Raw genomic sequence first — 13,795 nt, 5'->3', positions numbered from 1 at the left:
ATTAGATAGTGACCTTTTTTTGATAAGCGTTTAATGCTTTTTCAATCGCTAACGCACCCTCTGCTGGCGTGTCTTGTTGAAAGCTTTTATCCAACGAATCTTTAGCAATTTTTTTAAGTAAATCGGATACTTCTTTAAAACGAGCAGGAGCAACACCATGAAGATCTTCTAACGCAGTCGTTAACTTGTCACTCTCAAAGACCATTTCACCTGTTACGGTACCAAATAAAACGTATTCACTGCGTTTGACAATCAATTCCGCTTTTTTAGAACTCAATTCAACGGTATCACCATACAATTTTATGGCTTCGTTAATCTCATCAATCGCTTTACTGTAAAAATGCGTTTTAGCATGTTCATCAACCGAACTAATAACTTGATTTAATACTTGTTTAGGTAAAACATAAGCGTAGTAATATGAGTTTGCTTGGCTTTTAATCCAAGATTTACGCATATATTCCTCGACTCCTTTGCTGTCTCCTAACATCACATTTTTAGCTAACGCTTCATCTTCTAGCATCGAAGAATAATTGTATTTTTGATGTTCTAATTTAAGATTATTTACGCTTGCCATTAATTTTGTTAATCGTCGATCTACAGATGATGATAAAACAACATTGCGATCCAGATAATCACGCAAGATAATCATATCTTTATGAATCGAATCTAGTTCCGTAAATTGATTCACTTGGCTCAAACGCTCTTTTTTTAACTCTTCTTGTTCTTGTCCATACCAAATGCGTAGCTGACTGTTTTGAACATCAACCGCTTCACGATATGGTGCTAGTGATACAACATCAGATGAATTATTATCCAATGCGTTTTCAATTTCCCATGGAGGCTGAGATAAGAAAGTAGCCGCTTGTGCTGGTTTTATTCGAGATGACGTATCAGATAAAGAAACAGCATTGTTATCAGCTACCGTAAAAGCAAAGCTTTTTAATAAAACGGTAAATGTAATCAAGCACAAACACGCAGCCAAACTCGCTTCTAAATACTTGAATCGACCCAAACGAAAAACATCATACTTACTACTTTTTCTCAGGACTAAATCTGCATTTCTTAACTGCGTAAACAAAGGGGCATTGTGACTTCCTTGCATTACGTTCATGTCAATATGAGCAAGAGCTTGAGCAAATGAGATCGGTGTTAAACCATGCGTTCTTGGTTTTGTCACAACTAAACGAAGTAAATTCCAAACCGTTTTAGGAATCGTATGTGGACGTTTACGCTGCTGTAATAATGCTTTCCAGTCGTTATTATCTGAATAGCCAGTAAATAAAGCGCAAACTAACAATGCCATTGAATAAACATCGTCTTGTGGCACCGCTTTTCCTGATTCTATATATTTAGGCGAAGCATAAGAAAGACTGGCTTCATTATATTTTCTGGAATCATTAATATACTGAGCAGCACCAAAATCAATCAATTTAATACTGTCATCTTCACAAATAATTATATTCGATGGTTTGATATCTAAATGACAAATACCTTTGGTGTGAATATATTCTAATGCACCAGCTAGTTGATAAATTAACCATGCAATGTGATCATGACGAAAACTTTTATATTTATGGCGCGTCAGTTTTTCAGCTACAGATTCCCCTTCAGCCCATTTATACATAAAATATGGGCGTTCAAACTCATTACCGAGTTTAATGAAATCAATAATACTTGGGTGTTGAGAAACTTCTAAATGCGTCGCTTCTGCTACAAACATCTCCAGAACGTGTTCAGGTTGCTCTGAATTCAATACCTTACAGCAGATTTGCTTTTCAGGTTCATCTTTCTTTGCTAAGCGGTATAAGGTTGTTTTCTGATTATGGGACTCAATAGTTTCTAATACATCAAACTGTGAAAATAAGACATGCTCTAGCCTTGGCTTTAGTTTATTCGCCAATGTTTGTTCATTCTTTTTTTTCTTTTCGATCGCTTTAACAACTAACTGATTAATAAAGTCGTTAGTTGATCCCTGCAATTCAGACACTGAATACTCTTTATAGCCACTTATTTAATTGGTACACAATATTAATAAGTATGGGTGTTATTTTTCAATGCTATAAAACAAAACGAACACTTTCTCTAGACATTTAGTTAAAGTGACTAGGCAAATAGAAAAAATAACACCATGCTTTTCTTTTTATTTTTCTCTATTTAATATAAATAAAGAACGAGTATTATTTTGATCAAATAAAAAAGCAGTAGATAGTATACCTACTGAGCTTAAATGATTCATGGTTGCTAGTGTAGCAATGCCTGAACCACCTCCAATCGTTCCCCAAAACTCATTAGTTAATGTTACTTGTTGAGCATAAGGGATCACCTCACTTCTTGCACCAATAGCAAAACCATAATCTTCCGTATGCGCACGTTGATTTGTCATATCGCTATAAATAGGTCCTAAATTATCATGATGTTTACTTGCCGCACGAATCAATCGAGCGCAACCTCTTCTATCACTCGAGTGCCAATCAAATTGTGAATACACGATTTTACTTTGTGGTATCAGTTTTAGTGTATCAAGTACATTCCGTTTAGTTAACACCATGCCAGCGCCTCCCTCACTAGGTAATACTCCCCATGGATTAGTCCCTGACATTGCATCTCTAGAAGACATTAATGCTTCTTTTTTTTCGTATAGACTATCAATAGCAATACACATAATTGCATCTGGTTCAGCTAAACTATTTAAGCATTCTTGTAAAAAAGCATTCCCGCTATTTTTACTGAATTTTATATTAGATAAATAATCTGAAAAATCGCTCTCATCAATCCAATTACGCAAATCATGCTCTGAGATTTCTTGGGGAACCGATAGTAATAATGGCAAGGGTTTTAATGAAACATGCAGTCTATCTAACAGCGGTGTAATTAATACATTTAGTGTTTCTTGTACCTTAGTCATTAGACAAGTCTGATCAACAAATTCTAAAGACGCTACAGTATATTTTTCGTTACCGTCTTCATAAGTTGCAAAACGATCAATATCGGCTCGGGCAATCGCAATGGCTAGCTCTGTATTCATTCCTGTAGGAACAACAATATCAGAGTCTAAAATATATTGATGTTGATATATACTCATTAAGACAATTCCACTAGATATGATGATGTCAACAAATGCTCTCTATTTTGGCAAGGAAACGCCGCTGTATATGTCGCCTCAATACGTTTATTTTCAGTATCAATCCATAATGTATACATCGGCATATTTATTTTTTCTTCTTTGCCATTAAAGACCGCAACTGCTTGAAATTTTTCACTTGGGATCCGAAAAGACAGTGCATCATTATGACAAAAGCCACTCACCATTAACCGTTCACCACCTTGTAGATAGCCATTACACTGCTGATCTTGCGGTGCCGATTGATAAAAACGAGCATCAAAATCTATAGGCCAAACTGGTCGTCTTTCTTCAAACCATTTTTCATCAAACGTCCCAGCCCATTTTGCTCTGTCATGAAAAAATGGAGGCATTGGACCAAACCCAGCAACTTTTACTTTTTTACTGCTTGCCTGCCAATTTTGATCTGGATAAAAAATAGAAGGAACCTTTGCTTTTAAAAGTTCAACATTAGTCTCTGCGGCTCCACCACCAATTCTGTTTCGCTCATCACCACCAATAGCGTTTGAATAATCAATATCACGCTCAATAAATGACTGAGTCGTAGATACTGTGATACTGCCACTATGATCAACCCAATGCCTCTCACCCACAACTTTAAGCGTTTTATCGATATGTTCATCGATCAATACACGACATAATTGACTGTGTACTGGTTTCTTCGCGTAACTGCGAGCCTTTCCGTAAATTAATACATCTGTGTTTTTTTTATAAATAGGAAAGTCATGGTCAGCAACCATTGCAGAAAAACCAGGTTCACCAAGATAAATTGGGTCATCATTTAGTTCGAGATTATCGACTTCTTCGCTCCAACTACCATCTAAAAAAGTCCAAGCTCTTTTCATACTAAGAACCCAAACTTCATGACCTTCTGAATCACGTTGAAAACGCCCCTTTAGAGTAAATGGTGACTCAGAATCAATATCCCACAGCTGCATGCTTACCTCTTAAATTAAATCGCTCTCTCACTAATGGAATCGATTGAATATTATCAAAAAGGCCTTCCTGATCTTGTAAAGACAATTGAGGATGCCAATAAAAATGCACTCGGCTCATAATACATAGCTCTCGCCATAACCATTCACGTAAACTGGATGACAACTCAGAGCTTTTCATTGCTCTAATTGAAGAATCAAACGTTAATTTCTGCCCCATTCGAAGCGGAACTGATTTAACAACCTCAATTTGTTCTTGCCACTCAACAATTTCATGCAATGCATCTTGCCATTCAATGGTATTCCCTAATTTTGAAGGTGAAAATGGAAACTCTTCGCCATAAACAAGAAATAAACCTTCACACCAAAGCTGCGCATCCACTTCATCTAGTTGCATAAGATGCTCGATAATCAACGGCACTAGTTCAGTATCCCCACTTAAAATAAAATGGATAACCGCTTGCTCTTTTTCTATATCAAATAATGAAAACTCTTTAAGCGTTAATAGCTTTGAATACGTATTTGCTGTTTCTGAGGAAATAGTATCAACGGAATATTGTTGCCTAAACCACGTAGCTCTATCTTCTTTTAATATCAAGTTTTCAAATAATAAATCATCAGCATTCGTTAATTCTTGAAGCCATTCAATACTACTACCTACATTCATCAACGCTAAATAAGAATGAAGCATCTTTTCTGGTAATTTTTTGTCTTCAAGCCAATGCTTAATCAATGAAACACTTACACTTTGATTTATTACTAAACAACGATAATAAAGCTCGCGCTTACTCGCTCCACCTTCAATAAAGCGAGCTAATAGTTTATGAATATGGTTAGAATTCGAACGAAGAATTAGAGACATAGCCAACTCAGGATCCAGCTGATCAATAATACTGATCCCTAATAGAGTTAGCTCATCGTTATCATGTTGACTCTCGATATTCTTACTTAAGCACAACCACGCTAAAACTTCCGGATACTCACTATAAACAACATAAACAAAACCACGATGAATACGTAATAATGCAATAAATACTTTTTCAATTTCGCTAAGTTGAGTTTCTAAAAGTGTAAGATAATCAATCTCTTTAGCTGGATATCCATTTTGATGAAAACGATATTGTTGTTTGATATAAAACGATGCTGTCTCTGCAGCTAAAATGGCTTTTGTATAAAGAAAATTAACCATATTTTCGGAAAAAGAACTCAATTGCTCTTGCGCTAATGCGATATCAGCAATTGCTTGCTGTTTATCTGCATCTGTCAGCGTTTTTTTTACATCATCAACTAAATAGCGGTATCGATTCATATATCATCCTAATTAACTGCAATGGTCGAACCTTGAATTTTTTGCGCTTTTTCAGCTTGTGAAGTAATGTATTTCGCTTGAGTTGTCACTCTTCCATCACGACCGCTATATTTGGTTTGCGTCGCACCACTTCTTACTATCAATTCATTTTCAGCTTCAATAATCAATGATTTTGCTCTTAATATGACAGGCTGATCATCATCGAGTAACGAGAAAAAGATATCAGTTAAAACAGGCAATGTAATATCACCATTTAAAAATTCAATACGACAAGTTAAGCCACTTTCAATAGCGAATTTCAATTCCGATTTACGAAATAAACGACCAATTTTAGCCAAAGCAGTGCTGCCCGTAGCTAAACCATCAAATTCAACGTAAATACGGTCAGACATTGTTGGATGTAAAGATATCACTTTCCCAAAACGAGGAACGCAAGCTAATGATTCAGCTTGCGAATTTTCGTCTATGGCACCAGTAACTTCTATTGAATTAGTTAACTGCAACCTTACCACCTTTCACTGTTACGGTACTTGAACCTTCAATAGTAATCGCATTACCTGCTAATTTAATCGTGCCGTCACTGCTCATGACTAAAGAAGAACTTCCTGTTTGCAATACAATTTTACTGCCACTAATAATTTGCGTTGCGCCATCGGTCTTATAAGATGTATTTCCTTGGACAGAAACCGTTAAATTTCCTCCAACGGTTTGATTATCATCGGCAGAAATATCACTATTACGAGATGCCCCAACAGACAAATTACTATTTTCTGTTACGCTCAAGTCATCATTTTTACCAATACTTGTTGTACGGTTGTCACCAATATCTAATATTGAATTATTGGTTACTGATTGCGTTTCATTTGCATTGTATTTAACTGTTACATCTTGTTCGACCGTTTCAGTAAACGTACTATTAACCGTTGTTGTTTTATGTCCTTCAATCGTTTCTTTGTGATCGCCTTTCACTTCATTTGTTTGATGACGTTCGACAATTAAAAACTCATCTTGACCAATAGTTCTATAGCGATTATTCAAGATTTTGGTCGACATGTCTTTTTGTGCGTGAATATAAACTTCTTCTTGGTTAGCTTCATCTTCAAAGCTTAACTCGTTATACCCTGTTCCTTTATGAGTTTGAGTTCTAAAGGTTGTGCGTGTTTTATTTTCAGGTAAAGAATATGGCGGGTAATGAAGCCCGTTATATACCGCACCTGTAACTAATGGACGATCAGGATCACCTTCTAAAAAAGCAACGACTACTTCATGACCAATTCTTGGTAAATATACAGCGCCCCATGTCGGAGCAGCCATCGACTGACTAACACGGATCCAACAACTTGAATGCTCATCACTTTGACCATAACGATCCCAATGAAATTGCACTTTGATACGCCCAAGCTTATCAGTATAAATTTCTTCGCCTGCTGGTCCGACAACAACAGCAGTCTGTGGACCATCAACAACAGGAGCAGCAATTTTAGGCGCCTTAAACTCAATATCACGCGGTAAACAACTAAACTGATTTTGATATGTGGTTGGCATTTCGTTGGCTTCATCTTCATGAACTTGAGGATCATAACCACTATGCGTTACCGTCAAAATTGTATAATCTCGATTAAGTGCTCTTCTTGGATGTTTATCTAGAATAAAACTGTAACCCGGAATTAATCGCATTACATTACTTGCAGCTTCAATCTGATAATTATCAACAACACTTTCAGCCATCAGTTCATCAGCACGAACTAATCCTTGAGACGGCTCAATATAACGTCCAGGATAATCAAAAAAAGCTAAATCAGTATCAATTAGTCCCGAACTTTCCATTTTTTGAGGAATACGTGGCTGTTCATAATTATAATCAGTATGAGTTACATGGCCGGTACGTACTCGATTAATTGATTCTAAATCAAAGATATGTTCTCTATCCGCATTACCACCACCATCAGCTTGATAGATAACAGGGCCAACATATGAAGAGTTTAACGGAGTATTTTCCAACTCTGCAATAGCGTCGTTTTTATCAACAATAACCATTGTGTGATTAGCTGTTGTATGTTCAAAGTAGTACCACAGGCCGTGCTCAGCCAACAAACGCTGTACAAAATGACTATCACTTTCGCGATATTGTAAAACGTATTCTTTTGTCGGATATAAAGCCGAAATATCAAATCGATAATCAGTTACTGTTGCACCATCTAATACTTCAGTAACAATATCAACCACGGATTTTTCTTGGAAAATACGACAATCTTGACGTTGCGTTAAAAACCACAACTGTGGTACTAACGTAATTTGATAACGTGAAAAACGACGTCCTTCACCTAGATAACGAACTTCGTTAACGACACCATGAAACTGGCGTGCTGTTCCAACACCTTGACCAAATATACTTAATAATGCAGGTTTTCTGATCAACTCATCAAACGTAATATCTGCATCAAGTGAAAGTAATGATAAGCTGACATGAAACGGTTTAGACAGCTCCTCTACTACATTAAAGCTCTCGACACGAAATTCGTGTTCTGTGCCAAGAACTTCAAACTTAAATTCTATATCGCTAACCATATCTTTTACCTGATACTAATATGCAAAATAGGGCCAACAATGTGGCCCCTTGTATTAATTACGAAACGATTACGCTTCGCGTGGTGTACGCCAGTCGTCATTACCAGCAGTGCCACATGTTTCGTGAGTCACTTCAATTGCACGGTAAGTAAACTTAAGCACTTCTTCAGTTACACGATCAGACATTGCAGCATCTTGGCAGTGAGCCATACGAGTTTGCATATCAACTAGTAGTGCATCAATCAGTTTGATTGTGTAGTAATGCTCTTGCTTACCTGAAGTCGACGTACGGTAGAATTTAATATTACACTCAGGAAGTTTTTCACCAGACACTAATGAGTTAAATAGTAATGGAGAACAACGGTCTTGTTGTTTAGTTACAACTACAGGACGGTGTACACGTTGACCAGTTGGTTGACCACTTTGAGGATCACGTGGAACAGTTAAAACATGGTCAAGTTCTTGAACAAGGAATTCATCAACGTGTGCTTCTTGCCATACGTTACCAACTGAATCTGCTGAATAAGCATCTTTAGTAATATCGCCTTGAGTTTCACCTTTAATTGACATATATGCTGGAGTTGGCATGCTATTATCCTTTCATTAATAATTATTTAAATTTGTTTAAGTTTACCAAATCGTTTATCACTACGATTGTGTTCAAGATATAGCAACTGGCATGCCAACTTTTAAGTAATTTAAAATCAATAACTTACAAAATCAAAGCTATTTACATACAATTTATTGAAACCATTTATTGTTTATTTATCCAATAAATTGGATAGAAGAAACATTCTATCTTCAAATAAACATAATGATAGATGATATAAATATCAAATAAGAAAAAAGTCATAATGACATGTATTTTAGTTATTATAACTACAATAAAAATCATAATAACTACACTGTATAAATAATAACGTTAATAATAGATTTAATTATCTATATTTCATCTAAAACTAGGCCTTATAAATAGGCTTTCAAAAAAAAGTTTATTTTATATTTAGTATAATCAGCCAAATTTTTACTCTGGCTAATGATTGAAACTAACTATGATAAATATAAATCTCTCTTCTTTAATACAACGTCTACACCCTATTACAAAGGTAGCTCTTGAAGATGCAGCTGCATTAGCTGTTTCTGAACGTGCATCTGAAGTACAAATCGAACACTTTTTATTAAGCTTGCTTGAACGCCCAAATAGCGATTTTGACCAACTACTCGCTCATTTTGAATGTTCTGAAAATTTATTGCGCCAAGCAATCAAATCAACGCTAGAAAACAGTCATAAAAGCAATGGTGGCAAACCAGTATTTTCAGCAATGCTAATTGAATGGTTACAAGAAGCATGGTTAGTTTCATCACTTGACTTATCAGAAACCCAAATTCGCTCTGGTGCATTACTGCTTACATTAATTAGCAATCCATTAAGATATGGTCAACATGGTTACTCTTCTCTGTTGGAGAACATCAACCCAGAAACACTGAAACGTAACTTTGCTGAATTAACATCACGTTCAATTGAATCTCAAGTCGCTACATCAGAACAAACTCATGCTCGCGAAGACGGGTCAGCATTAAGTAAATTCACAACAGACTTTACTGGCAAAGCACGTAAAGGTGAAATTGACCCAGTATTCTGTCGTGACCAAGAAATTCGACAAATCATTGATATCCTAGCGCGTCGACGTAAAAACAACCCTATCGCGGTTGGTGAACCAGGCGTTGGTAAAACAGCCGTAGTTGAAGGTTTAGCACTTAAAATTGTTCAAGGCGAAGTTCCTGATTGCTTAAAAGGTGTTGAGCTTTACGGTTTAGACATGGGATTACTTCAAGCAGGCGCAAGTGTAAAAGGTGAATTTGAAAAACGCCTAAACGCTGTGCTAGACGAAGTTAAGAATTCTCCAACCCCAATTATTCTTTTTATTGATGAAGCACATACGCTTGTTGGTGGCGGTAATCAAGCTGGTGGTAGTGATGCCGCTAACTTATTGAAACCAGCGCTTGCTCGCGGTGAAGTAAAAACCATTGCAGCAACAACTTGGTCAGAGTATAAAAAATATTTTGAAAAAGACCCTGCTTTAGCACGTCGATTCCAATTAGTTAAACTGGATGAGCCATCAACTGAACAAGCCGCTTTAATCATTCGTGGTCTGCGCGCCGTTTATGAAAAATCACACAATGTTTATGTCCGTGATGATGCAATTACTGCTGCGGCAACCCTATCTGACCGTTATATTTCTGGTCGCCAACTACCAGATAAAGCCATTGATGTATTAGATACAGCATGTGCTCGTGTAAACATCAGTTTAAACGCTATTCCTGCACCAATCGAAACGTTACAACAAGAAATTGCAGCTCTAGAGCGTGAACTTGAAGCATTAGAGCGAGATCAGTTACAGCAAACAGGTGATCGCCATGCCCTTGCTGCAATTCCAGAATTAAAAGCTCGTATGGATGAAGCGTTGGAAGAGCAATCAATACTTCAACATCAGTGGAAAAAAGAGCAAGCTCTAATTAATGAAATGATTGAGTTACGTGCACACTTGCATGATCTGACATTAGGTACACCTTCTAATGAAGAAGTTGATGATGAAGATAGCCAAGACAAGCCTGCATGCTCTCAATTTACAGAGGAAGAAACACGTCAAGCAATTCATACTTGTAACGAACAACTAGAGGCTGCACGTGGTAATAGCCCTCTTGTTCACTTTGAGGTAGGTCCTGATGAAATCAGTCATGTTATTTCAGATTGGACAGGCATTCCTATGGGCAAAATGCTACAAGATGAAGCAGAAACAACATTAAATCTAGTATCGTCATTAACTGAGAGCATTAAAGGTCAGCCTTATGCTATTGAAGCTTTAGCTGAAGGATTACAAACAGCGAAAGCTGGATTGGTTAATCCAGATGCGCCAACCGGTGTATTCTTACTTGTTGGCCCAAGTGGTGTTGGTAAAACTGAAACCGCACGAGCAATTGCAGATCAAATGTTTGGTGGTGAACGCTTCATGACGACCATTAACATGTCAGAATTCCAAGAAAAACATACGGTTTCACGTTTAATTGGTTCACCTCCAGGTTATGTAGGTTATGGCGAAGGTGGTATGTTAACGGAAGCAGTACGTCAACGTCCTTATTCTGTTGTTCTACTGGATGAAGTTGAAAAAGCAGATCCAGAAGTATTGAATTTATTCTACCAAGTATTCGATAAAGGCACATTAAATGACGGTGAAGGTCGAACTATCGACTTTAAGAACACCTTAATCATTATGACAAGTAACCTTGCAACTCATGAAATTGAATCTTTAGTACAACAATCGAAAGATATCGATGCAAATATTGTTGCAGAGGCCATTCGCCCGACGTTAAACAGCCACTTTAAGCCAGCGTTATTAGCTCGTATGAACGTATTACCGTTCTTACCTCTAAATGATGAAGCAATGACTGATATCATCATTCATAAGCTAAATAAAGTATCTAAACGCTTAGAGAAGCACCATAAATTAACCTTAAGCTACAACGATGAGCTAGTGTCATTCATTCTTGCTAATTGTCGCCTTGCGGAAACTGGTGCTCGTAATATTGATGCTGTAATTAACCGTCAGCTATTACCTCAACTTTCAACTCAATTATTAGCACACGATAAAGATGATACACATACTCAAATCGTGATTTCAATTGATGAGCAAGGAACACTAGGTTATGTCTTTAGCTAAGTCAGACAGCCTAAATAATGCTCTACTTGCGATCAGCCAGTCTTTGGCTGATCGCAGCCAATTAGCGTTGACACTCGACGCTATTTTGGCCGCAGCTCGTCAATTGACGTTTGCTGATCATGGTATTATTTATGTATTAGATCAAACAGGGCAAGCTTTGCTTCCAAGTGTTGTACATCATAATGAACATATTTTGGCAGAACACCCTTGGCAACCGCTTACCCTAGAGAGCATTGATGAAACAGACCCGTTTAGTTTTGCTATTCAAAACGGCGAAGTGGTTCTTATCAATGATCTTTACCAATATAACGGCTACCAATGTGATGAAATTTACCAAAATGAATCTATTTTAAATCGTAAGAGTAAAAACCTCCTCGCATGGCCACTGATTGATAATGAAAAAAACACCGTTGGCTTATTAGTATTATTTGATCTCAATGTGATTAATGATGAGGCAAGCTTAACCTGCTTTTGTCAAATGGCTGCCACCAATATTCGCCAAGCAGTATGGCTTGAAAAATATGGTTACATGATTAAAGAATTATCTGAAGATAATGCAAGTTTAACTCGTGAAAATAATCAGTTAAAACAGCGTAAGCAAAGTCAATATAGTGGCCCAATAGCCGAAAGTGAAGTGATGCTAAATGCCTTAGCTCGTTTGGATAAAGTATTATCGTTACCTGTAGACGTACTTATCCGTGGAGAAACAGGAGTAGGTAAAGAAGTTATAGCTAAATATATTCATGAGAACTCTAATCGATCTAAACAAGCTTTAATTGTTCAAAACTGTGCAGCTATTCCAGAGCAACTTTTAGAGTCTGAACTATTTGGTCATAAAAAAGGGGCATTTACCGGAGCTGATAAAGATAAAATCGGTTTATTTGAAGCAGCTGATGGCGGTACGCTTTTCTTAGATGAAATTGGTGATATGCCTCTTTTATTACAAGCTAAGTTATTACGTGTTTTACAGGAACGTAAATTTAGACCTATTGGTGGCAATAAAGAAATTTCTGTTGATGTCAGAGTATTAGCAGCGACTCACGCTAATTTAATGGAAAAAATCAAAAAAAATGAGTTTAGAGCCGATTTGTTTTATCGTCTAAATGTATTTCCAATTACGATTCCACCATTAAGAGAGAGAACAGAAGATATTATTCCTCTATCAGAGCACTTCATTAAGTTAGTCAGTGCAAGTATGAATATAGAACCACCGGTACTCAACCAGCAAGTTCGTAAACAATTACTTGAATATTCATATCCAGGTAATGTGCGTGAACTCAAAAACATTGTTGAACGAGCCGTTTTTTTATCTGATTTTGAGACCATTGCCTCCATCGAATTTGGAGAGAATGAAGTCACTCAAAACAAAGAAATAAAGATACAATCAGAAATAGATCCAGCAATTAATGAAACTGATTTACCAGAAATGGCATCATTAAAAAACATTGTTGGTAATTACGAAAAAAACGTATTAATTGATTGTTTAAACGCTTGTAATTGGCAGACAAAACGCGTGGCTGAGCATCTTGCTCTACCATTAAGCACTCTTAACCACAAAATGAAAAAACATAACATTTCATCTGAACAGATACTTTAAATGAAACCATACTTACTATTATTACCAGCAGCGCTTGTTGTTGCTGGTTGCTCCAATCAAACATCAGTACCAGATCCACTAGCTCCCTATAAAAATGTACACATTATAGGAAACAAGAAACAAAGTATTGGTTCATTTAACTACTTATCTAAAGATGTCGATGGGTATACGGATAAACAAGTGATTGTTTATTTTAACGAAATCCCTTTCACTAGCACGTTCAATTTATGTGCTGATAAAGGTGTCTATATTGCTAACTGCAAAAGTACAGTAAGTATATTTCCAAGTAAAAACAAAGGTGTTATTTTCAACTACGATTTGAATTTTTATAATGGTAGCTACCCCGCAAGAGTTGGCAGTATGAATATACTACTACCAAGCACAACCACTCGTAAAATGGATAACCTAACCCAATACACGTCGGCAAAATTCAGTGAAGAGCAATTCTTAGAAAGTGAAACACTAGAAGAAGCCACATTTATTTTGATGAAGTCATCTTAATATAAGTAATTAGCTTGCTTTTTTAGGTAATAAAAAACCGCCCGA

General features: G+C 36.6%; 10 protein-coding genes. 3 read left to right on the top strand and 7 right to left on the bottom strand.

What is annotated here, in order from left to right; translation table 11 throughout:
• Position 1 precedes the first annotated feature (1 nt).
• From AVFI_RS17360 to AVFI_RS17330, 7 genes are all read right to left on the bottom strand, one after another.
• Complete coding sequence (locus tag AVFI_RS17360; protein WP_188863755.1) at positions 2-1,987, bottom strand: serine/threonine protein kinase; 1,986 nt, start codon at positions 1,985-1,987, stop codon at positions 2-4.
• A 153-nt stretch (positions 1,988-2,140) separates the two neighbouring features.
• The gene (locus AVFI_RS17355; RefSeq protein WP_065640096.1) at positions 2,141-3,082 is read right to left on the bottom strand and encodes a hypothetical protein; all 942 of its coding nucleotides are present in this window, start codon (positions 3,080-3,082) and stop codon (positions 2,141-2,143) included.
• On the bottom strand, positions 3,082-4,059 hold the full coding sequence (locus AVFI_RS17350; protein WP_012535636.1) for a DUF2169 family type VI secretion system accessory protein: 978 nt from the start codon (positions 4,057-4,059) through the stop codon (positions 3,082-3,084). The genes AVFI_RS17355 and AVFI_RS17350 overlap by 1 nt, the downstream gene beginning before the upstream one ends.
• Entirely contained in the window at positions 4,040-5,365 is a 1,326-nt protein-coding gene (locus AVFI_RS17345; protein ID WP_188863756.1) for a hypothetical protein, read from the bottom strand. Before AVFI_RS17345 ends, AVFI_RS17350 begins: the two co-directional genes overlap by 20 nt.
• An 8-nt stretch (positions 5,366-5,373) precedes the next feature.
• Complete coding sequence (locus AVFI_RS17340) at positions 5,374-5,757, bottom strand: hypothetical protein (RefSeq protein WP_236782076.1); 384 nt, start codon at positions 5,755-5,757, stop codon at positions 5,374-5,376.
• Between the two features lie 97 nt (positions 5,758-5,854).
• Positions 5,855-7,933 carry a type VI secretion system Vgr family protein gene (tssI, locus tag AVFI_RS17335; protein ID WP_054775927.1) on the bottom strand — a complete coding sequence of 693 codons (2,079 nt, stop codon included), beginning with the start codon at positions 7,931-7,933 and terminating at the stop codon, positions 5,855-5,857.
• Positions 7,934-8,002: 69 nt separating this feature from the next.
• Positions 8,003-8,521 carry an Hcp family type VI secretion system effector gene (locus AVFI_RS17330; RefSeq protein ID WP_012535131.1) on the bottom strand — a complete coding sequence of 173 codons (519 nt, stop codon included), beginning with the start codon at positions 8,519-8,521 and terminating at the stop codon, positions 8,003-8,005.
• Between the two features lie 464 nt (positions 8,522-8,985).
• Between AVFI_RS17330 and tssH the strand changes: the two genes are divergently transcribed.
• The 3 genes from tssH to AVFI_RS17315 are packed head-to-tail and all read left to right on the top strand — an operon-like array spanning position 8,986 to position 13,750.
• Positions 8,986-11,652: a type VI secretion system ATPase TssH gene (tssH, locus tag AVFI_RS17325; protein ID WP_065603738.1), complete on the top strand. Its 2,667-nt coding sequence runs from the start codon at positions 8,986-8,988 to the stop codon at positions 11,650-11,652.
• A complete protein-coding gene (locus AVFI_RS17320; protein WP_065641565.1) occupies positions 11,639-13,249 on the top strand; it encodes a sigma-54-dependent Fis family transcriptional regulator in 1,611 nt (536 codons plus the stop codon). The genes tssH and AVFI_RS17320 overlap by 14 nt, the downstream gene beginning before the upstream one ends.
• On the top strand, positions 13,250-13,750 hold the full coding sequence (locus tag AVFI_RS17315) for a hypothetical protein (protein WP_054775926.1): 501 nt from the start codon (positions 13,250-13,252) through the stop codon (positions 13,748-13,750).
• Positions 13,751-13,795 lie beyond the last annotated feature (45 nt).

It is taken from the genome of Aliivibrio fischeri ATCC 7744 = JCM 18803 = DSM 507 (assembly GCF_023983475.1).
GTDB classification, from domain to species: Bacteria; Pseudomonadota; Gammaproteobacteria; order Enterobacterales; family Vibrionaceae; genus Aliivibrio; species Aliivibrio fischeri.
The sequence above is the reverse complement of the archived record's forward strand: the minus strand, read 5'-3'. Positions and strand labels throughout refer to the sequence as shown.

Coding starts and splice junctions, on each gene's coding strand:
- AVFI_RS17355 (WP_065640096.1), bottom strand. CDS start 3,082: ATGAGTATATATCAACATCAATATATTTTAGACTCTGATATTGTTGTT.
- AVFI_RS17350 (WP_012535636.1), bottom strand. CDS start 4,059: ATGCAGCTGTGGGATATTGATTCTGAGTCACCATTTACTCTAAAGGGG.
- AVFI_RS17345 (WP_188863756.1), bottom strand. CDS start 5,365: ATGAATCGATACCGCTATTTAGTTGATGATGTAAAAAAAACGCTGACA.
- AVFI_RS17340 (WP_236782076.1), bottom strand. CDS start 5,757: ATGTCTGACCGTATTTACGTTGAATTTGATGGTTTAGCTACGGGCAGC.
- tssI (WP_054775927.1), bottom strand. CDS start 7,933: ATGGTTAGCGATATAGAATTTAAGTTTGAAGTTCTTGGCACAGAACAC.
- AVFI_RS17330 (WP_012535131.1), bottom strand. CDS start 8,521: ATGCCAACTCCAGCATATATGTCAATTAAAGGTGAAACTCAAGGCGAT.
- tssH (WP_065603738.1), top strand. CDS start 8,986: ATGATAAATATAAATCTCTCTTCTTTAATACAACGTCTACACCCTATT.
- AVFI_RS17320 (WP_065641565.1), top strand. CDS start 11,639: ATGTCTTTAGCTAAGTCAGACAGCCTAAATAATGCTCTACTTGCGATC.
- AVFI_RS17315 (WP_054775926.1), top strand. CDS start 13,250: ATGAAACCATACTTACTATTATTACCAGCAGCGCTTGTTGTTGCTGGT.